We start from the raw sequence: 21,538 nt of genomic DNA, 5'->3' as shown, positions 1-21,538 counted from the left end.
AGGAAGTATTTTTATACTATTTTTGATTCCTGCGACCATGTTTAATAATCCATTCTTGTGCTTTACTCGAAGGTGTTTTGCGCCATTCGTTAATCAGCTGATCGGCTTTTTCAGGAGCATCTTTGTAGAGGTCATTCAAATTATTGCCGACACTTTTTTGAACAAATTTCTCAGGATCGTCCTTCAAATTCGTCAAAATTTCGGAATAGCGCGCAAACTCGTCAATCGCGACGTAGAGCTTTTCCGACCAAGGCAAGCGGATTCGAACGCCTTCACAAGCTAAGCGGCGTACATGAACATTGTCTTCTTTGCTCCATAAGATCAATTCATCCATGATTTCCTTAGGATGCTCCTTTAGCAGTGGACGAATCGCATATTCTCCTGTAAAGCGCTTCGTTAATTCTTTTAAAAAGGCCAACGAAACTTTCCAATCTTCATTGCCGTGACGCTCAACATAGCGGCCGATGGGCCAGAGCCACCAGCCAAAGCTAAACATTCCTGTCGCTTGTTCCAGTTCAGGACCGAGGATTTGCTGGAAGACGTGGATTCTTTCTTCGTACTCTCCCTTTAAATTCTTTTCCAGAGCGTCAACGATGAAATCAAACCGAGCAAATAATTCTTTGTCCTCCAGGTTACCAATGAGCTCAGATGTAAAATTTTCTCTGTTAAAGTCTGGCTGTGCCCTAGACAGCTTTTCTGATAAATCTAAAAATGTATTGATCATTATAATGATCTTTATGCTTCAAATGTATCCGCCTCCATTCCTTTCTTTTGATCATACCATAAAAATCAGTCTTTTCTTAAATAGTCAATATCTTCCAAGCGATCGAGGAAAAGACTTGATACAATAAGGAAAACAAGGAGGCGAGACGTTGAATCAAAAAATTATCTGCTACGATGCAGACTTAAATGTAGAAGCGTATTCTTTTACAGGCGTGTCGCAAAACTTTCCCAATCACTTTCATGATTATTACGTAGTAGGGTTGATTGAAGAGGGGGAACGGAGGCTAGTGGTCAATGGTAAGGAGTATGTCTTAGTTCCTGGAGACCTCATTACCTTCAATCCTTATGATAATCATAGCTGTGAGGGAGTCGATGGTGAACGCCTAACCTATCTTTGCATCAATATTAAGAAGGAGCCCTTTCAGCCCTTCACAGGCAGCGAACTGCCTAAATTTCTTACGCCAATGCAAGAACAAACCAGTATGGCCGAAGACTATCGACGCTTGCATGATGCCATCATGAAGCAAGGAGAGAAAGAAGAGAGGGAGACACTGTTTCTTTTGTTTCTTGAAGAATTGCTGCGGTATACTCAAAAAACTCCTGTCACAACAACAGAGGAACAGGAGACGATTGCACAGGTGTGCGGCTATTTGGAAACTCATTATGATCAGAAAATCACTTTGGGCCAGCTTTGCGAGGTCGTCCATTTGAATAAGCATTCGCTGGTTCGTCAATTTACCAAAGAAAAAGGAATCACCCCTTATCGCTATCTTGAAACGTTTCGAATCGTTAAGGCAAAGGAGCTATTGGAGCAAGGCTGCAGTCTAACAGAGACCGCTGATCGGACAGGCTTTTATGATCAGAGTCACTTTACAAATTATTTCAGCCGCTTCATTGGCTTGACTCCGAACCAATATCGAACAATTTTTGAAAAAAGAAATGAGGAATAACATGTCAATGGATGAACTGAAATGCGTGATGGTAGTGGACGAATCCATGCCGTTAGGAATTATTGCAAATAGTACGGCTGTAATGGGTGTAACGATCGGAAAACTGTTTCCTGAGGTAGTGGGTCAAGATGTCATTGACCAAAGCGGTTATCAGCACCAGGGCATTATTGAATTCCCGATTCCGATTTTAAAAGGGAATAGGGAATTTTTACGAACGATGCGAGAACGACTCTATGAACCAAGTTTTGAAAAAGTAACGGTCGTCGATTTTTTTGATGTCGCACAGGGATGTAAAACCTATGAGGAATATATTGAAAAGATGAAGGATGTCCCAGAAGCAGCGATTGACTATTTCGGTCTGACATTATTCGGTAATAAGAAACAAGTCAATAAGTTGACCGGCAGTTTGCCGCTTCTGCGCTGACAGCTCGTGCTCAAACGAAAACATTAGTTCATTTTCATGCTTTTTTCAGTAAATCGTGCTATTTTAGACAAGAAATATGTTTTAAAAGAGAACGCCTGATGAAAAAGGCTGCTCGAATACGAACTAAGGGCGTGGAATAAATTAATGAGTATTGAAATCGTATCAAAAATTCTTTCGATTATCCTATTGAATTTGGTATTAAGCGGAGATAATGCGGTGGTGATTGCTTTAGCTACTCGCAAGCTTCCAGCCAGTTCACAGAATAAAGCAATCGTGATTGGAACAGCAGGAGCGGTTGTTCTGCGAATTCTATTAATGCTGATCGCGGTTGAATTATTGACGGTTCCATATGTAAAAATCGTTGGAGCCGTCTTGCTGTTTTACATCGCGTATGACTTATTGAAATCAAATGGCGAGGAGGCAGCTGTGAAGAGTGAGATGACGCTCTTATCTGCAGTTCGCACGATTATTATTGCGGATCTGGTCATGAGTCTGGACAATGTTTTGGCGATTGCTGGTGTAGCCGATGGGCATTTCGGTTTAGCCGTGTTAGGCTTGATTATCAGTATACCGATTGTGATTTTTGGCAGCCAGATTATTTTGAGACTGATGAATCGTTTCCCTTGGTTGATCTGGATCGGAGCGTTATTGATCGCTTATACAGCCGGTACAATGCTGGTGGAAGACAATTTTATCCACCATTTGTTAAGAGGTCTGAGCAATGGGCATTTGATATCATTTGTTTCCTGTGCCTTATTAGCAGGGATGTATTTCCTATTTAACCGAAAAAAATCTTAATACGAATAACGAAAACTGTCGTAAACCACTTACGGCAGTTTTTTTGACTGATATAGACAAACCAAATAACTGAGTGGAATTGGTCAAATTCGAGGATAATACACAGATGTTATCAGCAAGAAAATGGATAAGAGTATAGCGATTTGTGACGATGACCGTTTGATGAGCGGGCAAGTTATAAAGCTCGTGGATCAGATCCTTTGAGGTGACACAATTAACATACTACAGTTTTTTTAATTGTTTATAGATACTGACAATGAGAAAGCAGAGTGAGAACGATTCTCTTTTGGAAGTATTGCGGGAAAAAATTCCCTTCGTTATACTTAGGGAGTGATTGTAAGTGTTTACACAAACTTTGTGGATGCGTTAGATGAGCATCTATCGAAAATTTGAAGCAATACATCTGGAGGTGGAAGAAATGTTTAAGCGATGACTTTGAGTACCGCAAAACTTAGAGGTTCTAAGCGCGTCAATTAAATATTTTTCCTCCTCGGATCGATTAAGCTAAAAAATTATCCAGGAGCAGCCTTCTTTGGTGTGCTCTTTTTCTGTTGGAGGAAAAACTGAATTGCGGAGTATCAGGTGATTTAGAAGAAATCTAAAGAGAAAATCCTCAAAATGGGAAGGAATGGATAACATGGAATTAAGAACGAGCTTACCAGAGATTTTTGATGAATTTGGAGAAGCAAGAAGACAGGGATTTTTAACAGTTAAAGAAATTAAAGAGCAGGGCAAGCCGGTTGTGGGGGTCTATTGTACTTTCATGCCGGAGGAATTGGTGCTTGCAGGCGGAGCGATCCAGATTAGTCTGTGTTCGACTTCAGATGAGACAATTCCCGATGCGGAAGAAGATTTGCCACGGAATTTGTGTCCTTTGATCAAATCGAGTTACGGGTTCGGTAAAACCGACAAGTGCCCGTATTTCTATTTTTCTGATTTAGTTGTTGGTGAGACGACCTGCGATGGTAAGAAAAAAATGTATGAGTATATGGAGGAGTTCAAGGATACTTATTTGATGCAATTGCCTCATATGCGTGATACCGAAGAGAGTAAAAAATTATGGTACAGCGAGTTGGTTCGCTTTAAAGAAAAGCTGGAGGATTTCTTAGATGTTGAAATCACGGATGAGAAGATTAGTGAAGCAATCGTCTTGAAAAACCGTGAGCGTCAGGCGAAGCAAGATTTCTATCGTTTAGGGCAATTGAATCCGCCAGCAATCACTGGACAAGAAATTTTCCAAGTGATGTATGGATCACAATACAAGTTTGATAAAGAAGAAGTAATTCAAATGTTGGAAGAGACGACCGCTAAAGTAAAAGAAAAGTATGAGGCCGGCGAACGTTTGGATGCCAAACCGCGCATTTTAATAACCGGTTCACCAATGGGGGGCGTTACGGAAAAAGTCATTCGGGCGATTGAAGAAAATGGCGGGTTAGTAGTGGCGTACGAGAATTGTACGGTAGCGAAGGCTGTTGAACGCTTAGTTGATGAGACAGAAGAGGATGTTTACCAAGCATTGACAGATAAATATATCAATATCGGCTGTGCCTGTATGTCGAATAATCAGCCGCGAAAAGAGCTGCTGAGTCAAATGATCGATGATTATCAGGTTGATGGGGTAATCGATATGGTCTTGCAAAACTGTATTCCATTTTCTGTGGAATCCTTGAAAATCAAACGTTTCTTGAATGAGGAGAAACAAATCCCTTACATGTATTTAGAGACAGATTATTCAACTTCAGATATCGAACAAATCAACACACGCGTGACCGCATTTATCGAAATGTTAGAGGAAGAGACTGTATGTACACAATAGGATTAGATTCTGGTTCTACGACAACAAAAGGCGTACTTTTTTCCGGTGAGGAATTGATCGATAAATATTTAATCCCTACTGCTGGAAATCCCAAAAAAGCGATGTCGGAGGTTGTTGATTATTTTAAACGAAACGATGAACTGAGTGATGTGAAGCTTGTGACAACGGGGTACGGCAGAAAACTTCTGCCAGCGGATCTAGTCGTTACGGAGATTACCTGTCATGGTAAAGGTGCCGAATTTTTACGTCCTGGAGTGAGACAGGTCATTGATATAGGCGGACAAGATTGCAAGACGATTCAGCTAAATGGGAAAGGAAACGTGACGGAATTCAGTATGAATGATCGTTGTGCGGCTGGTACTGGACGTTTCGTAGAGGTTATGATGCGGACACTAGGTGAAGATATTTGCGACTTGGATCAATTTGTTCAAGAGGCGCAGCCAGTCACCATCAACAGTATGTGCACAGTCTTCGCTGAATCAGAAGTCATTAGTTTGATCTCAAAAGGAGAGAATCGGGAGGATATCGCACTAGGTGTTCTTCATTCTATTGCTCAGCGGATCAGCAGTCAGTATTCTAAACTAAGACCCGCGCGCGGGGAAGAGGTCCTTTTCACTGGCGGTCTGTCAAAAAGTGCGGCCTTTGCAAAAGTGTTGGAGCGTTATGTGGCAGGACCAGTAAAATGTGATGAGCTGTCGCAATATGCCGGCGCCATCGGAGCAGCTCAAATTGGGATAAAAAAATTAAAATAAGTAAAAAGATGATGCGGCAATTAAGTCCGCATCATCTTTTTTTGTGAGCGAGTTGTCTAAAGGCAATACTGAGTGCAGGGAGATATAGGAAAAAGAGTGATAGACGCTGCCAAAAACCGCGTGTAGACGACAAGAGACTGCCAATGATCGGTAAGTAGTATGCCGCAAATAGGAACAATGCTAAGAGTGAACCAAGTAAACAAACAGCATAAAAAAGTGAAACGACTTTCTGACGCTTCAGACTAGCTTGATAAGCCAATAGTAGCGGAACGAACATCATCGCTACCATGGCTATTCCAGAGAAGGCTGCATGTAGAAAGTAAGCAGGATTAAAGAAACTAGCGGTATCACTGATTTTTATTAAACCTGTCAAGAGACAGTCGCCAAAACCATAGAGTGCGATCGCACCCGCTACAATTTGTGCTAAACCCTTTGATTCAGATTGAAAAAAGTCATAGACCCCTATACTTGATAAGATGAACAAGCTGCCTGTGATGATCGAACCATTGTTGAAATATGTTTGGACAGGACTAGTGGATTCACCCAACTGGCTAATAATCATTGTCATTTGGTCAAAACCAGGATAGGACCGACCTAGATAATAAGGCAATGAAAAATCCCCAATGACCGCAAGAATCAAAAATAACGGGGAGAATTTCTTAAGAATACGCATTTGGCACTCCTTACAAAAAGTTTTCTCCATGATACTTTATTTCTTCTTAAAATACGAGAAATAAGGGAATAAAGCTATTTTTCTCACTTTTTTTCTAAAGATGAAAAAAAGTGAGATTGAATTGACTGGCTAGTCAAGGAAGTATATGCTCTATTTATAGTATTGAATGTTGAATAGGGGAACGTTTGGAAGAGGAGGGAGAACGATGGATAATCAAATCGTATCATTGAGTAAAGTAGAGAAAAAATTTGGGAAATTCCAAGCCTTGAAGGATGTCACCTTTGATGTAAAAAAAGGTGAGGTATTAGGATTTATTGGACCAAATGGTTCGGGAAAATCAACGACCATTCGAATTCTATTGGGAATGTTGAAGAAGTCTGGTGGTGAAGCAACGATTTTTGGAAAGGATGTCTGGAAGGAGGATACGGAGATTCACAAGGGGATTGCCTATGTACCTGGCGATGTTTACCTATGGCCGAATCTAACTGGTGGTGAAATCATTGACCTGCTTCTACGGTTAAACGGACAGAAACGTACGCAGAAAACAGAAGAGCTGATTGAGAAGTTCCAGTTGGACCCGAAGAAAAAAGCGCGAACCTACTCAAAAGGAAATCGTCAGAAAATAGCATTGATAGCCGCACTTTCACAGGAAGCGGAATTGTATATCTTTGATGAACCAACTTCTGGCTTAGATCCTCTGAATGAGAAATCCTTTCAGGAGGAGGTGTTGAAGCTGAAAGAAGCAGGAAAAAGCATCTTGCTTTCCAGTCATATTTTATCGGAAGTAGAAAAGATGTGTGATCGAATCGCCATCATTCGCGAAGGTGAGATTATTGAGACCGGTGATTTAGCTTCGATGCGGCATCTAACCAGAATAGAAATCACCGTTGAAACCAAATCTACTTTAGATGGGATTGACCAGTTAACAGGGGTCCATAAAGTTGTTTTTTCTGAAGAAAACCATCACCAAGCGGTGTTGTCTGTGGATCGTGAACAAATGACGCAAATCATGATTTTTTTGGCAGATAAGCAAATTGTTAACTTAACGTCTACGCCTCCAACATTAGAAGACTTATTTATGCGCTATTACGAAAAACAAGGAGTTGATTCGTATGGGGCATAGCGGAACTAAGACCAGCTATTTATTAAAGGCCAATTTGAAGCAAAATCGCATCAAGCATGTTATCTGGCTCGTGCTCTTAGTGGGATTATTTGCAGCGGCAGCGATGGAGTTCCACGTGCTGTTTGGGACCCAAGAAGATATCAATGCGATTGTTGAAACCTTGAAAACACCTGCAATGGTTTCACTTTTTGGTGAATTTTCAGCAGAGAAGTCATATACGACCGCAACTGTTTTCGCTCATGAAATGTTGGTATTCCTAGCGATGTTCATGGTTTTTATGAATATTTCCTTAGCCATCTCAAACACGCGAACAGAGGAAGATTCTGGCTTATTAGAAATGGTTCGATCACGAACAGTTGGACGCTTGGCGCCTATTTATGCAACGATCCTTGAAATACTTTTGATCAATGGATCGATGGGCTCTTTATATGTTATCAGCTTGTTTGTTGCTGATTTAAATGGCGCGACGATACAAGGAAATTTCTTAATGGGTATCGGCCTTGCTAGTTGTGGAATGATGTTTGGTTTTATCAGCTTATTAATGGCACAACTGGCAAATAATTCTCGCAGTGCGAGCTTTATGAGTTATGGATTGTATGGCTTCTTCTATATTATCCGGATGATTACGGATGTGACAGATCCTAGATGGACGTGGCTATCACCTGTTGGCTGGATTCAAAAGACAGCAATTTATACTCATGATCATTGGCTGCCAATCGCTTTGATGATAGGCTTAGGTCTTATTTGTTTATTGATTGCTGTCAAGATTGTAGAAAGGCGAGACATAGGTAGTGGTATTTTAGCGGCTCGAAATGGAAAGCCTAAAGCAGGGAAACTGTTGTCTTCTCCATTAGGCCTGGTTCTTACGATAGAACGCAATAGTATTATCGGTTGGGTATTTGGCGGGGTTATATTAGGTGCGGCCTATGGTTCGGTTTTTAGTACGATCGGAGATATCATAGGGAGTAATCCGACCTATCGGAAAATACTTGGTGTGACTCAAATCAATGCAGCCAATCGAGAGTTGATCTTAAACTATTTAAATATGTTGGCACTGTTTTTTGTAGCGATCGCTGCTATCAGCGGGATATTGATTATTTTCCGTTTGAAATCAGACGATAAAAAAGGCTATTTAGAAATTTTGCACTCAAAAAGTATTTCTAAGACTCGTCTGGCACTGAGCTATTTCGGCGTGGGAACCTTTGTGAGTATTCTCGTTTTTACAGGGACTTTAGCCGGAGCGTTCTTTATTGGAAATGGGATGATGGATGATCCCCTCGCGATTAAATACTTTTGGCAAGTGCTGTTAGGTTTTTTACCTGCGACATTATTCTTTGTGGGAATCGCTATATTCTTCACAGGAGCTTTTCCGAAATTAACCAATATTCTCTGGCTTTACTTGGCTGCTAGTGTTTTGGTCAAAATGTTAGGTCCGTTATTAAATCTTTCTGATGATGTAGCGAATATCTCACCTTTTGGCTGGGTGGGAAAAGTTCCGACAGAAAACGCTGATAATACAGTAGTGATTTTTTTAACCGCTGCTTTTCTAGTTTTAACGGTTCTGGGCATCTTGGGCTATAATAAGCGAGATTTGGGGTGATTCGGATGAAGAAAATAGCAAAAGATCCGCAGAAGGAAAAAAGCATTCTAGCTTCCAGTGCCAAACTATTCGGGCAGTATGGCTACCGTGAAACCAAGACTGATGAAATCGCTGAAGAAGCGGGTGTATCAAAAGGATTATTGTTTCATTATTATGGAAATAAAGGCGGTTTATATCAAGAAACGTATCGTTATGCTTCCGAATTTTTATATCAACAAATCGATTATTCGGACTGGACGAAGGCTTCGGATTTACTAGAGATGGTAGTGGACGCTACCAAATATAAGATTGAATTGCAGCTAAAATATCCAATGGAGTTCGATTTTATAATGAAGGCTTATGCGGAAATGCCCTTGTTGCCTGAACCATTACGAAAAGCTATGACTGAACGATTTAATACGGATATTAATCGAAGTTTGACGCTGACCGATGAGGTAATCAGCAAGCTTCCCTTGCGAGAAGAGGTTCAGGAACAAGATGTCTTGGAGATTATCTATGCAGTATTGACGAATGAGACGACAAAGATCCAACAGGAGCTAGTGCAACATCCTGAGTGGAAAACGATTGAAGATTTTCTGCCGTTAATTGATCGTTTAAAGCGCAAGCTAGAGATTCTTGAGTATGGCTTTGTAAAACAATAAAAATCTGCGTCCTAATATGGGACGCAGATTTTTTAGAAATCACTTAAGATTGTCATTAAGAATAGACCTTCTTCTGCTAAAGCACCAAAGAAAAGAATCAAGCTATCGACAAATAATACACTCATATTGGTACCGAACATCACAGCTAGACGTTCCAATTTATCATCAATCTTCTTCTCTTTGAAATAAACGAGAAAAAGATAAAAATTTGCTAGAACAAGTATTATGGTTGAGAAAATGATGGCGATCTTCATAAGTGTACCCCTTCACTTGATTAAACGTAATCGTTTTTACACTATTCATTATACTCCCACAAAATGATTATGACAGGGGGGAGCGAAAAAAAGTAATGGTTTTCACAAAAACTTTTTAAATTAGTCTAAAGGTATGATGTGATTTCTTTTTTATGATAAAAAGGAACTGACAGCCTATCTTTGCTCCGCTATACTAAATTTAAGAGTTTTAGGAAGGGAGCTAAATCAATGGATTTTGCTGGATCCGATTTTGAGTATTATGAACGTACGATTAAAATAATGTATCAAAACTATTATTGGAAGCGTCTGGTTATTTGCGGAGTCGCTCTTATCATTCTTTTAGCATACAGTGGAATTTTTCAGGATAATTTATTTCTAAATGTTGTGTTGATGCTACTTATTGCTGGATTAGGCGTATATCTTTTTTTGGAAAAGCAGAAATTTCCAGAAATTTATCAGGCTTTTCTTGCAGAAAATCAGCCGGAAGTGCAGATTCATAAGATTCAAGAGGAAGAGTACAGCTACAATGTAATAGATGACGATGAAAAGGTTCGGATCAACAAAAAGGGAGTACGCAATTTGCCCTCTAATAATAAGCAATACACAATGATGGTCGGCTTTTCAAAAGCTTTCTTCTCACGAGAACCGTTGCAAATCGTCTATTATGACATGTTGGATCTCACCTATGAAGAGAGTTTCCGCTTGAAGCGCAATGGTTATAACTCGATGCCGCGATTTTTGAGACGCTTTACTTTAAGCAATTTAAAAGCCAGTGCTGGCAATGCTGTCAGCTTTATCCTAGGAAATATTTTCCTTTTATTCATTCTATTTCGATTACTACGTTACTTGTGGACCTTCTTAAGAATGTTCTTCTAAAATCACTTGAGAGAAATTTCTCAAGTGATTTTTTTCTTCTCTAGTTCATTTTAGAAAACTCATTTTTTTTTAAATGAGCTTTATTTAGAGTATTTTTTCTTCGAATCCACGTACTTTTTCAATGTCTTGACGTATCTTATTTTGAAAACTTATTTTAGGATAGGAAGGATGCGGAATTATGTTAGTACAACCATTAAATCAAAGACAAATTTTTGGAATGAAGAGAGAGTCCTTACAAAAGAAAGTAGAACTTTTCTATCAAGAAACGCAGGATGCCGCTGCGATAATAGAGTATGCTATTGCGGTAATGATAAGAAATTCGTTAGTGGTCGGAGATTTTTCTCTCCTTTTTACTGAGTTGATTCGTGAAATCTATCTTCATACGGAGCCAACAGATATGTTGAGACGTTTTTGTCCTCTTTTTGAACATTACTTTGATCAAAGTGAATGGAAACAGGTTAAGCATCGATTATTTGGAAATTCTAAGATGTATCACAAGTTAAATGAAATCTTAGGTTTTTATAAAAATTACCTGCAAGAAAAGACTACACCTCTTGAGTCGCTAGACGGGCAGCAATATAAAATCATTTCAGTTTTTGAGGATGCCAATAGTAAATTACACACTTGGAATTTAGGGGATGCCGATCCAAAGATAGCAACAGAAAAAGCAGATGCTTTATTAAATTTGCTGACGATGTTGACGATTTTTCGAAAAGCTGGAGTGAGAAGATTTGTGAAAGTTGAAAAATCTGATATTGTGAATTGCACACGCAGAGCTCTTATTGCGAAGAATAATGAGCAGGAGGAGCTTGAATCCGTAGAACTGACGAATCAGGAAATCATCGATAAACTGGAGGCATTTTTCCCTGAAAATAGGGAAGCACTAGGAAAAAATGATCCCACGTTGGGAGCTGTCAATGAGGAAAAAGAAGGAAATATTCAAGAAATCTCTGAAGCAGACCATAAGACAGAGTTAAGACAGTTTCAAGAGGGCGAAGGACCATCTGAAGGAAGGAGTGATCACAGGACAATTGCCGTCATTGATGAACCTAAATCAAGCACTGCGAAAAAGACATCATTAGCACTTACGGCCCATGAGCGAGATAAAACAGTTTATACAAAACCAAAAAGTAAAAAGCAAAAGGACCTAGAACGTAAAGAAAAGATGCTGAAAGATACACCGTATGGACGAAAAAAGAAACCAAATTCACGAAAGAAAAGGAATCGTAAATAATTCTTATCGCCTTGAAAAAGAAGGTTTCTTTCAAATGTCTATTTTTAAGATTTTTCTTTCTCCGTACATGGTAAACTGTTTTTGAAACCGTTTTATCAATAAGGAGGAGAAGCATTGATTAAAATAATAATTGTTGGACCAAAAGGGAAGATGGGGCGATTGATCACGCAAATAGCCGCAGAAGATGAAAGATTTACACTGGTTGCTGGAGTTGGTCCTAAAGGGCGCGATTATATTGGACAAGATTTAGGTCAAGTGGCGATGATCGGTAATGAGCTTGGTGTGGAAGTTGTGGACGACTTGGCCAGAGTGATTGAATCCTGTGAAGTCATCATTGATTTTTCTTCGAAGGAAATGGGATTAGAGACCTTGCGCTTAGCAAAAAAATATAAAAAAGCGTTGGTCTGTGGGACGACAGGCTTTAGTCCAAAGGAAAAGGAAGCATTCCATCAAGCGGGAGAAGTGATACCGATTCTTTATGCCGCAAATACGTCCAAACTGGTGAATGTCATGAATCGACTGCTGCAATTAACCGCCGCGGCAATCGGTGACGAAACAGATATTGAAATTGTAGAGATGCATGATCGCTGGAAAAAAGATGCCCCAAGCGGTACAGCAAAGGAAATGGGGGAGCTGATTGCTCATGAATTGGGGGAAGAGCTCTCTGAGTTAGCGATTTATGGTCGGGAAGGTGCCGGCGAACGAAAAAAAGGCTCGATTGGGTATCATTCTGTACGTATGGGAGATACACCGAGCAGTCATACGGTTTTCTTTGGCGGCTTCGGAGAGCGATTGGAAATCAGCCACCATTCCACTGATTGGCGTGGTTTTGCTAAAGGGGCATGTGACTGCGCCGTCTTTTTAGCGAATCAAAAAAAAGGGTATTATACTGTTGCAGATGTCTTGAAATTATAGAAAAATATTTTAGTTATTTTTGAAGAATTATAAAAGCTGATTTAAAAGCAGCTTTCTTTGAGATGCCCAAGAGAAAAAGTTATTTTAAAATTATCTGAGATTTAATTGATTGACTTCTCATTTTGTAAATGCTAAATTGAGTGCAATCATTTAAGGAGGTCAGGACATATGGCAAACAACATTTCGAAACGTAATCTTCAAGCAGTTGAATCAGCATGTTGTTGTATGGTGCAAAAAAGCAGCATACGAATTTGTCATGTCTATTAACTGTTCTGAACTCGTTTGAAAATGAAGGAAACTTCTAAATTTTGACGAATCTAAGAGGTGCAGCTTTAATAGCTTGCACCTCTTTTTTTGTACGCAAAATTCGAGATAGGGGGAAGCAAAATGTGTTGTTGCTTGGCAGATGAACGCAGAAAACAAACTTACAGGAGGAATTAATATGCATTTATCAACCAAATTGATCCACGGAGGAATCAGCGAAGATCCATTGACAGGAGCGGTCAGTGTACCAATTTATCAGACCTCAACGTATCGACAAAAAAAATTAGGGCAACCGGGAGATTTTGAGTACTCCCGTTCAGGCAATCCTACTCGTTTCGCATTAGAAGAGTTAATTGCTGAATTAGAAGGTGGCGTAAAGGGCTTTGCTTTTGGGTCAGGTTTAGCTGCCATTCATGCGACATTGTCTATCTTTCAACCTGGAGATCACTTAATCCTAGGTGATGATGTTTACGGAGGAACTTTCCGCTTATTGGAGAAGGTCTTTAAGCCGTTAGGGCTGAGTTATACCATGGTGGATAGTCGTGAGCTTTCACATCTTGAAGCGGCATTTACCGAGAAAACGAAGGCTCTCTATTTGGAAACACCAAGCAATCCCTTATTGAAAATTGTTGATTTGAAGAAAAGTACCGATTGGGCAAAATCCCATAATTTACTAACAATCGTGGATAATACTTTCGCGACCCCTTATTTGCAACAACCATTAGCTTTAGGCGCAGACATTGTCTTGCATAGTGGGACTAAATACTTGGGCGGACATAGTGATCTGGTTGCCGGACTAGCAACCACAAACGATGAGATACTTGCTGAAAAAATTGGATTCTATCAAAACTCTATAGGTGGAGTATTAGGCCCGCAAGATAGCTGGTTACTGCAACGGGGAATCAAAACTCTTGGGGTAAGGATGGAAGCACATCAAAGAAATGCGGGAACCATCGCAGAATACTTAGCAAACCATCCGGATGTAGCGACTGTTTACTATCCTGGACTTGTTAGTCATGGTGGCCATAAAGTTGCTGCGAAGCAAATGCGAGGATTTGGTGGTATGGTGGCCTTCGAGCTAGTGGATGAAAGTAAATCAGCAGAATTTGTTGAGTCATTAAAAGTGATCACTCTAGCGGAAAGTTTAGGTGGTGTTGAAAGCCTAATTGAGGTTCCAGCTGTTATGACCCATGCATCGATTCCAAAGGAGAAACGGGAAGCAGCGGGAATCAAAGATGGATTGATCCGCTTCTCCGTCGGCATTGAAGATATCTCCGATTTACAAAATGATTTAGCACAGGCTTTTACTAATATAACCACAGAAAAGGCCAAAAAATAACTAGAAGGGAATTGAGAAAAAATGAAAAAATCAATTATAGCAGTTGCTAGTTTACTCGTCGTGGGGGTTCTATTTTTAGCTGGATGCCAGTCTAAGGATAGCGGCGAAGCAAGTTCAAAAAATGTCCTGAGAGTAGGGACGGAAGGAACCTATTCACCGTTCTCTTTTCGTGATGACAATGATAAGCTGACTGGTTATGATGTCGATGTCGCAAAGGCGGTTGCTAAAAAGATCGATTATAAAATCAAGTTTGTTGAAGCACCATGGGATTCCATGCTGGCAGCCTTTGATGCGAAAAAGACAGACGTGGTCTTTAATCAAGTAGCGATCACTCCTGAACGTAAGGAAAAATACTTGTTCAGTACGCCTTATTCTGTTTCTCATCCAGCGTTAATCGTCAATAAAGATAACAATGAGATTAAGGATTTTGCTGATTTGAAAGGAAAGACATCGGCTCAGTCATTAACTAGCAATTATGCGCAAATGGCGGAAGACCTTGGCGCAGAAATTTCAAGCGTCGATGGCTTCAGTAAAGCAGTTGAATTAGTAGTGGATAATCGAGCAGATGCGACGCTGAATGATGACGTGACCTATTATGATTATTTAAATCAAAAACCAGATGCGCCAATCAAGATCGTGAAAACTTCAGATGAAGCGACAGAAGTAGCTGCGATGTTCCATAAAGGCGATGAAGAGTTAGCGAAGAAAGTGGATAAAGCAATCAAAGAACTAGAAGCAGATGGGACATTGACTAAACTATCAGAAAAATATTTCAAGAAAGATATTTCTAAGTAATGGAAAGGACTAAGTAGAATGGAACGAACAATTGATATTATTCAAAGCTCTGCGTTGCCGCTATTTTGGGCATTGCTAAAGATGACGATTCCGTTAACGCTGATTTCATTTGCTTTTGGGATGGTCTTGGCACTGATTACAGCCTTAGCCCGGATTTCAAAAAATCGCTTCTTAAATGGCATTTTCTTTCTCTATGTTTGGATCTTCCGCGGAACTCCGCTGCTGGTCCAATTATTCATTGTCTTTTTTGGACTTCCTTCAGTAGGAGTCCAAATGGATGCATGGACAGCTGCGATTTTAACTTTTTCACTAAATACTGGCGCGTATGCTTCTGAAAACATTCGTTCCGCTTTACTGGCCATTCCTCAAGGGCAATACGAATCTGCAGCATCATTAGGGATGAGTCGTTGGCAAATTTTACATCGAATCATTGCTCCCCAGGCGTTTAAGATTGCATTGCCGCCGTTATCGAACAATTTTGTGAGTCTTGTTAAAGATACTTCTTTAGCGGCTAGTATCACTATTGTTGAAATCTTCATGACAGCACAGCGGATCGCTGCTCGGACTTATGAGCCTTTATTGCTTTACAGTATGGTGGCTTTGTATTATTTAATTTTTTGTACCTTCTTGAATTATTTACAATCTGTACTTGAAAAACGGATGGTCTATTAAGGAGGAAAAAGATGTTAACAATCGAAAAACTAAATAAAAGTTTTGATAACAATCAAGTCTTGAAAGACATTGATTTGTCCTTTCAGCCAGGGGAAACTACGGTTATCCTAGGTCCCTCAGGCTCAGGAAAAAGTACACTGCTGCGTTCAATTGATTTATTAGAGACGCCCGATAGCGGCAGCATAAAAATTGATCAGGATAATCTGACTTTCCCACAAAATCTGTCTTTTCGACAATTAAAAGAATACCGTGGACATTTTAGTATTGTTTTTCAGGCATACAATCTTTTTCCTCATTTGACGGTAATTCAAAACGTCATGGAGGGGCCTACTCAAGTAAAGAAGGTTTCGAAGGATCAAGCAAGAAAACAAGCAGAACAGCTGCTGACTAAAGTTGGTCTGCTGGATAAAGCGGCGGAACACCCAAAACAATTATCTGGTGGACAGATGCAGCGGGTAGCGATTGCGCGAGCATTAGCGATGGAGCCAGAATTTATGCTTTACGATGAACCGACCAGTGCTTTAGATCCTGAGTTGGCACAAGAAGTTTTACAGGTTATTAAAGATTTAGCAGAATCAGGCAATGGACAAATTGTTGTGACGCATCATTTGGAATTCGCCCGCAAAGTGGCTGATCGGATTGTCTTTTTAGAAGAAGGAGCAGTTACTTTCGATGGCAGCAGTCAGGCATTCTTTGAAAGTGATCATCCACGAATTCAGCGTTATTTGCAACAGTTTTTATAATATGAAAGAGGCAGTGCCAACTTTGGGCACTGCCTTTTTATGTGAATTTAGCAATTGTTTAATTGTGTCTTTGTTTTAGGTTCTTGGACTTTAACTATAATCAACTTAGTAATCTCCATTAATAGAACTGCTGAAGTAGCTAAGGCGAGGGCTAAACCAATTTCCTTCAAAGCGAAGGCAGTTGGAATAGCGAAGACTTCACGCAAGCCCGGCAATAATGTCAGACTGAATAGTCCGGCACAGACAAGAATAGCAAGTAGAACCATTTTATTGGAGAACAAACCAACTTGTAAGGAAGTTTGTGTGTTTGAACGTGCCGCAAAGGTTTGCAGTGTCCGACTTAAGATCAGGGTAGAGAAGGCCATCGCGACACCCATTTCTGCAGACTGCTGATTTCCAATCCATTGGGCAGCAATGACAGCTAAAGCGATTAGGATTCCTCTGTAAGTGACTGAGACTAATGTTTTACCGGTAAAGATCCCACTGTTTGGATCACGAGGCTGTCGTTTCATTATCGTTGGTTCTGCTTTTTCCATACCTAAGGCGATTGCCGGCAGTGAGTCGTTGACTAGGTTAATAAAGAGCAGCTGTAAGGCTGTAAATGGATTTGCCCAACCGATCGCTAGTGCAAAGATGATGGCGATGATCGCACCTAAATTACCAGCAAATAGATAAGCGACAGCTTTCTTGATATTGTCAAAAACGTTTCGTCCAACTTCGACTGCCTTGATGATTGAGGCGAAGTTGTCGTCAGTTAGGACCATCGCTGAGGCATCTTTAGCTACATCGGTTCCCGTACCCATGGCAATACCAATATCTGCTTGCTTTAGAGCAGGGGCGTCATTGACACCGTCACCAGTCATAGCAGAAATTTTCCCTTTGTCCTGCCAAGCACGAACAATTCTGATTTTATTCTCTGGTGAAACACGCGCATAAACCGTTATTTGTTCCAATTGATCAGCTAGCTCTTGCTCACTTAACTGATCTAATTCAGCACCAGTCAGTGCAAGGTCTCCTGGTTGGAAGATTCCAATCTCTTTTGCGATTGCAACAGCGGTTGTTTTGTGATCGCCTGTAATCATCACGGTTTGAATTCCCGCAGAGTTCGCATCTGCCACCGCTTGGAAAACTTCTTCCCGTGGCGGGTCGATCATTGCTAGTAAACCGACTAAGACAAGATTTTCTTCGTCATTTAGCGTTAATGAATCAGATGCTACTTCTTTATAAGCAAAGGCTAAAACACGTAATGCACGTTCAGAAAAGGCTTCATTTTGCTTCTGGAAACGGCTTTTTAAGTCAGCTGTAAAATCGACGACTTGACCATCGAGTAAAACTTTCGAGCTGCGTTCAAAAACGATATCTGGTCCACCTTTAGTTACCATGATCTTTTGCTGATCGATCGTGTGGAGTGTGGACATTAATTTCCGATCAGAATCGAAGGGCAGCTCGGCTTCACGGGGATATTTTTTTCGTAATTCCCGATAGGATTGATTTTGCTGCTCACTGTAATCTATTAAAGCAATCTCTGTAGGATCGCCTAATTTGGTGCCATCTTCGCTAATCGTTGCATCATTGGCTAACACACTGATTTCAATCAAGCGTTGTTCGTCTGCTTCCCACTGCTTCGGATCTTTTGAAAATTCACCACTTTGTCCATCGGCTAAGAAATGGTCCACAACTGTCATTTTGTTTTGTGTAAGTGTTCCTGTTTTATCTGTACAAATAATACTGGTTGAGCCTAATGTTTCTACTGCTGGCAGCTTGCGGATAATCGCATGCTGTTTCGCCATTTTCTTCGTTCCTAAGGAAAGTACAATGGTAACAATCGATTGTAACGCTTCAGGAATGGCAGCTACAGCAACAGCTACAGCAAACATAAAGGCGTTGACGATATCTTGTGTCATATCGGTTGAACCATCTAAGAAAACTTGCAGGAGCTGAACCCCAAGGATTACTAACGATAGAACTAGAATAGCAATACTTAATTTCTTGCTGAAACGATCCAGTCCACGCTGAAGAGGGGTCTTTTGTTCTGTAGTCGATTCTAATAAACCAGCGACTTGACCGATCTCAGTTTCACTACCAGTCGAAGTTACTAAAAATTTTCCGCGTCCGTAGGTGACAATCGTTCCGCTAAAAACCATGTTGATTCGATCACCGATGGGGACTTGATTACTTAACGTAGTGATTTCTTTTTCCGCTGGTGTGGATTCCCCAGTCAGCATTCCTTCATCAACCTTTAGCGAACCCGCTTCAAGTAAACGACCGTCGGCTGGTACATAATCGCCTGCTTCTAAGATGACGATATCACCAGTCACGATTTCTTTAGCGGGAATACTTTGCTCTTGCCCCCCTCGGAGAACACTGGCATCTGGAGCAGAAAGTTTTTTTAAGGCGTCCAATGAACCTTCAGCCTTTTTCGTTTGAATGACGCTTACGATTGAGTTTAGCAGCAAGACCGCAAAGATGACAATTGACTCTACATGAGCGCCCATGATCATCTGTACCACAGCAACGATCAACAGAACGATTACCATTGCGTCTTTAAAGGTTTCTAAAAATAAAGTCAGCGAAGATTTTTTCTTTGCCTCTTTTAACTGATTCGGACCATTTTCTTGTAGCCGCTGTTGGGCTTCTGCTTGACTTAAACCTTCTGGTGCAGTCTTCAAGTCCGTCATTAATTTGTCTGTTTCTTGTTGATACGCGTGTTTTGTCAATTTATATCCTCCAATAATTTTTGTTTCACTTCACTCGGCACGCCATTGCTGTCATTTTCCTAACTACGCGAAAGCGTAAAGAAAAACTGACAAAAAAAGAGACCCAAGGCAAGTGTTTAAACTTGTCTTAGGTCTCACCATTTCATACGATACCAGAAAACCATTACTGGTTAACTTACTGTTGATATCACAACAACGACGTTGCCGGTTACTCCCCTAAGGAGTTATTAATATGTTTAAATCTTAACGGAAATAATTTTTGATTGCAAGAAAAATGCTGGTCCTAGTCAACTTAATCATCTATTAAGTCAGAAAACCCTTTATTAGTCTGGATTTAATAAAGTTATTTAATTTTTCTTAAGGGACTATTTTCCAGCAATAATGGTTTTGATTGTACTTTCGTCTAAGCCCTTTAATACTTGGATCAGCATTTCTCTAGCAGCATCAAAATCCGCTATGCTGAACATTGTTTGATGGGTATGGATATAGCGGCCGCAAACACCAATCACTGTACTTGGAATCCCTTCGTTTGCAGTATGAGCGGCTCCTGCGTCCGTTCCACCTTTAGAAACAAAGTATTGGTAGGGGATATTGTGTGTTTCGGCGGTGTCTAATAAATATTCCCGCAATCGAGGAAGTAAGATCATACCAGGATCTTGGATCCGCAAGAGGGTCCCTTCACCTAAATGACCAAACGTTCCGTTAGTGGTGACTAAATCGTCCGCAGCCGAACAATCTACCGCGAAGAATAAATCTGGCTGGAATTTAGTTACCGCTGGCTTTGCGCCACGTAAACCAACTTCTTCTTGAACATTTGCCCCAGCGATCAAGGTGTAATCCAATGATTCCTTTTGCAAGGCTTCCAACGCTTCTAATATGACTGTACAACCATAGCGGTTATCCCAAGCCTTGCTGATTATATTTTTGCCGTTTGCTGTTTTCACCGTTTCTGTTTGAGGAACGATGGTGTCTCCAGGTAAAACACCAAAAGCTAACGCTTCATCCTTTGATTCAAAGCCCGCATCGAAAAGGATATCTTCAACTTTAATTTGTCCTTGTCCGTTTGTTCCACGCAATAAATGTGGCGGCACAGAAGAGGAGATGCATGGATAATTGCCTTTACTGGTTTTTAAGGTAAAACGCTGGGCCGAAACGACGTAGGGATTCCAACCACCTAAAGGGACTACCTTGAATAGTCCGCGGGGTGTAATCTCTGTGAGCATAAAGCCGACTTCATCCATATGGGCCGCCACCATGACACGTGGTTTACTGTCGTCGGACTGACGCAAGCCGAAAATTCCGCCTAAGCCATCTTGCTGTACTTCATCGACTAGTGGCGTAATCGCATCACGCATGTAGCTGCGGATGTCTTCTTCAAAACCGCTAGTTCCTTGAAGCTCGGTTAATTCTTTAATTCGTTGAAATGTCTTGTCTTCCATTGGAGAGCCTCCTCAATTGTTAAAATCCGTTCTTATTATAAGTCTTTGGCACATGAAAATAAATTAATTCAAAATCAAGAAATTGTCGATTTGTTGCTTTTTCGTTGTTAGCAAAGTTTTTTTCGATAATTTTAGCTAACGCGACTTTCGAGAATTCCTCTTCAAAATACTCTTGAAAGAAATCCCGACTAATCTCTTCCTTCTTCGTATAGACAAAACGTTTTGTTTGATAAGGAATCTTCCATTCAGTCAGAAAAGTCTTATACCGTTCATTTAATAATAGTTCCTTCTGCTGCCCTTCATAAGGTGAGAAGAGGTGATCTTCGTCTTTTACTACACGCAAGATCAGACACCAATCCTTGCTGGCTTGGCAAACAGCCAATAAATCTTGTTTTGTTTCCAAAGCAGGGTTCATTGCTGAAAAGACCACATTATAGCGTTGCTTATGTTGAGATAAAAAGGTTTCTTGTGCTTGGTTGATCAGTTGGACATTGCCGTTAGCTTTTTTTGCTGCGATTGATAGCATTTTTTGAGAGATATCCAGTAAATGATACTCCTTTACCTCTCTTTGAATCGTCGCTAGATAGCGTCCTGTTCCACCAGCAAGATCTAAAAAGGTTTCGCAGGGAATGATTTTTTCTTCTAGTAAAAAGTCCCGTAAATCTTCAGCAATCGGGAACAGCGATTCTTGCTGAATAGCTTCATAATCTTCTGCGAAATTATCCCAAAATGCTGCCAATTCATCCAAATAATTCGACATAGCTCCCATCCTTCTTCATACATTTCCTAA

The 21,538-nt window shown here is 40.5% G+C and carries 20 protein-coding genes and 1 pseudogene; 15 read left to right on the top strand and 6 right to left on the bottom strand.

Annotation, left to right across the window (positions count from 1 at the left end; translation table 11 throughout):
- Positions 1–16 precede the first annotated feature (16 nt).
- Positions 17–746 (bottom strand): annotated as a pseudogene (locus J9537_RS11805) (DNA alkylation repair protein).
- Between the two features lie 126 nt (positions 747–872).
- On the opposite strand from J9537_RS11805, the gene J9537_RS11800 reads away from it, so the two are divergent.
- From J9537_RS11800 to J9537_RS11780, 5 genes are all read left to right on the top strand, one after another.
- Positions 873–1,673 (top strand): helix-turn-helix domain-containing protein, encoded by an 801-nt coding sequence (locus J9537_RS11800; RefSeq protein ID WP_010745559.1) that lies wholly within the window; start codon positions 873–875, stop codon positions 1,671–1,673.
- 1 nt (position 1,674) lies between these two features.
- Positions 1,675–2,097 (top strand): DUF2000 domain-containing protein, encoded by a 423-nt coding sequence (locus J9537_RS11795; RefSeq protein WP_010745560.1) that lies wholly within the window; start codon positions 1,675–1,677, stop codon positions 2,095–2,097.
- Between the two features lie 144 nt (positions 2,098–2,241).
- The gene (locus J9537_RS11790) at positions 2,242–2,895 is read left to right on the top strand and encodes a TerC family protein (protein ID WP_028020522.1); all 654 of its coding nucleotides are present in this window, start codon (positions 2,242–2,244) and stop codon (positions 2,893–2,895) included.
- Positions 2,896–3,532: 637 nt separating this feature from the next.
- Positions 3,533–4,711 (top strand): double-cubane-cluster-containing anaerobic reductase, encoded by a 1,179-nt coding sequence (locus J9537_RS11785; RefSeq protein ID WP_010745562.1) that lies wholly within the window; start codon positions 3,533–3,535, stop codon positions 4,709–4,711.
- Positions 4,699–5,463: an acyl-CoA dehydratase activase gene (locus J9537_RS11780; RefSeq protein ID WP_010745563.1), complete on the top strand. Its 765-nt coding sequence runs from the start codon at positions 4,699–4,701 to the stop codon at positions 5,461–5,463. The genes J9537_RS11785 and J9537_RS11780 overlap by 13 nt, the downstream gene beginning before the upstream one ends.
- A 31-nt stretch (positions 5,464–5,494) precedes the next feature.
- Here J9537_RS11780 and J9537_RS11775 read toward each other — a convergent pair whose 3' ends face one another.
- Entirely contained in the window at positions 5,495–6,136 is a 642-nt protein-coding gene (locus J9537_RS11775) for a DUF998 domain-containing protein (RefSeq protein ID WP_010745564.1), read from the bottom strand.
- Between the two features lie 205 nt (positions 6,137–6,341).
- On the opposite strand from J9537_RS11775, the gene J9537_RS11770 reads away from it, so the two are divergent.
- From J9537_RS11770 to J9537_RS11760, 3 genes are read left to right on the top strand one after another with little or no spacing between them, the layout of a single operon-like run.
- On the top strand, positions 6,342–7,259 hold the full coding sequence (locus tag J9537_RS11770) for an ABC transporter ATP-binding protein (protein ID WP_010745565.1): 918 nt from the start codon (positions 6,342–6,344) through the stop codon (positions 7,257–7,259).
- Positions 7,249–8,859, top strand: a complete 1,611-nt coding sequence (locus J9537_RS11765; protein ID WP_010745566.1) for an ABC transporter permease — start codon at positions 7,249–7,251, stop codon at positions 8,857–8,859. The genes J9537_RS11770 and J9537_RS11765 overlap by 11 nt, the downstream gene beginning before the upstream one ends.
- A 5-nt stretch (positions 8,860–8,864) precedes the next feature.
- Positions 8,865–9,500 carry a TetR/AcrR family transcriptional regulator gene (locus tag J9537_RS11760; RefSeq protein ID WP_028020524.1) on the top strand — a complete coding sequence of 212 codons (636 nt, stop codon included), beginning with the start codon at positions 8,865–8,867 and terminating at the stop codon, positions 9,498–9,500.
- A gap of 32 nt (positions 9,501–9,532) precedes the next feature.
- Here J9537_RS11760 and J9537_RS11755 read toward each other — a convergent pair whose 3' ends face one another.
- The gene (locus J9537_RS11755; protein WP_010745568.1) at positions 9,533–9,754 is read right to left on the bottom strand and encodes a hypothetical protein; all 222 of its coding nucleotides are present in this window, start codon (positions 9,752–9,754) and stop codon (positions 9,533–9,535) included.
- Positions 9,755–9,982: 228 nt separating this feature from the next.
- Between J9537_RS11755 and J9537_RS11750 the strand changes: the two genes are divergently transcribed.
- From J9537_RS11750 to J9537_RS11720, 7 genes are all read left to right on the top strand, one after another.
- Positions 9,983–10,630 (top strand): hypothetical protein, encoded by a 648-nt coding sequence (locus J9537_RS11750; protein ID WP_010745569.1) that lies wholly within the window; start codon positions 9,983–9,985, stop codon positions 10,628–10,630.
- A gap of 178 nt (positions 10,631–10,808) precedes the next feature.
- Positions 10,809–11,864: a hypothetical protein gene (locus J9537_RS11745; protein ID WP_010745570.1), complete on the top strand. Its 1,056-nt coding sequence runs from the start codon at positions 10,809–10,811 to the stop codon at positions 11,862–11,864.
- Between the two features lie 114 nt (positions 11,865–11,978).
- Positions 11,979–12,779, top strand: coding sequence for a 4-hydroxy-tetrahydrodipicolinate reductase (gene dapB / locus J9537_RS11740; RefSeq protein WP_010745571.1), 801 nt, complete (start codon positions 11,979–11,981; stop codon positions 12,777–12,779).
- Between the two features lie 442 nt (positions 12,780–13,221).
- Complete coding sequence (locus J9537_RS11735; RefSeq protein WP_010745572.1) at positions 13,222–14,382, top strand: cystathionine gamma-synthase; 1,161 nt, start codon at positions 13,222–13,224, stop codon at positions 14,380–14,382.
- A gap of 21 nt (positions 14,383–14,403) precedes the next feature.
- Positions 14,404–15,177: an amino acid ABC transporter substrate-binding protein gene (locus J9537_RS11730; protein ID WP_010745573.1), complete on the top strand. Its 774-nt coding sequence runs from the start codon at positions 14,404–14,406 to the stop codon at positions 15,175–15,177.
- Between the two features lie 18 nt (positions 15,178–15,195).
- The gene (locus J9537_RS11725) at positions 15,196–15,849 is read left to right on the top strand and encodes an amino acid ABC transporter permease (RefSeq protein WP_010745574.1); all 654 of its coding nucleotides are present in this window, start codon (positions 15,196–15,198) and stop codon (positions 15,847–15,849) included.
- An 11-nt stretch (positions 15,850–15,860) separates the two neighbouring features.
- Positions 15,861–16,592, top strand: a complete 732-nt coding sequence (locus J9537_RS11720; protein WP_010745575.1) for an amino acid ABC transporter ATP-binding protein — start codon at positions 15,861–15,863, stop codon at positions 16,590–16,592.
- A 47-nt stretch (positions 16,593–16,639) separates the two neighbouring features.
- Here the strand turns inward: J9537_RS11720 and J9537_RS11715 are convergent, their stop codons facing one another.
- The 3 genes from J9537_RS11715 to J9537_RS11705 all read right to left on the bottom strand — a co-directional run bounded on the left by J9537_RS11715 (position 16,640) and on the right by J9537_RS11705 (position 21,508).
- Positions 16,640–19,309 (bottom strand): cation-translocating P-type ATPase, encoded by a 2,670-nt coding sequence (locus tag J9537_RS11715; protein ID WP_010745576.1) that lies wholly within the window; start codon positions 19,307–19,309, stop codon positions 16,640–16,642.
- A gap of 365 nt (positions 19,310–19,674) precedes the next feature.
- Complete coding sequence (pepA, locus tag J9537_RS11710) at positions 19,675–20,748, bottom strand: glutamyl aminopeptidase (protein WP_010745577.1); 1,074 nt, start codon at positions 20,746–20,748, stop codon at positions 19,675–19,677.
- Positions 20,749–20,767: 19 nt separating this feature from the next.
- Positions 20,768–21,508 (bottom strand): methyltransferase domain-containing protein, encoded by a 741-nt coding sequence (locus J9537_RS11705; protein ID WP_010745578.1) that lies wholly within the window; start codon positions 21,506–21,508, stop codon positions 20,768–20,770.
- Between the last annotated feature and the right edge of the window lie 30 nt (positions 21,509–21,538).

It is taken from the genome of Enterococcus raffinosus (assembly GCF_019175485.1).
Classification (GTDB): Bacteria; Bacillota; Bacilli; order Lactobacillales; family Enterococcaceae; genus Enterococcus_A; species Enterococcus_A raffinosus.
Note: the sequence above shows the minus strand (reverse complement) of the source record. Positions and strands in the feature narration are given on the sequence as shown.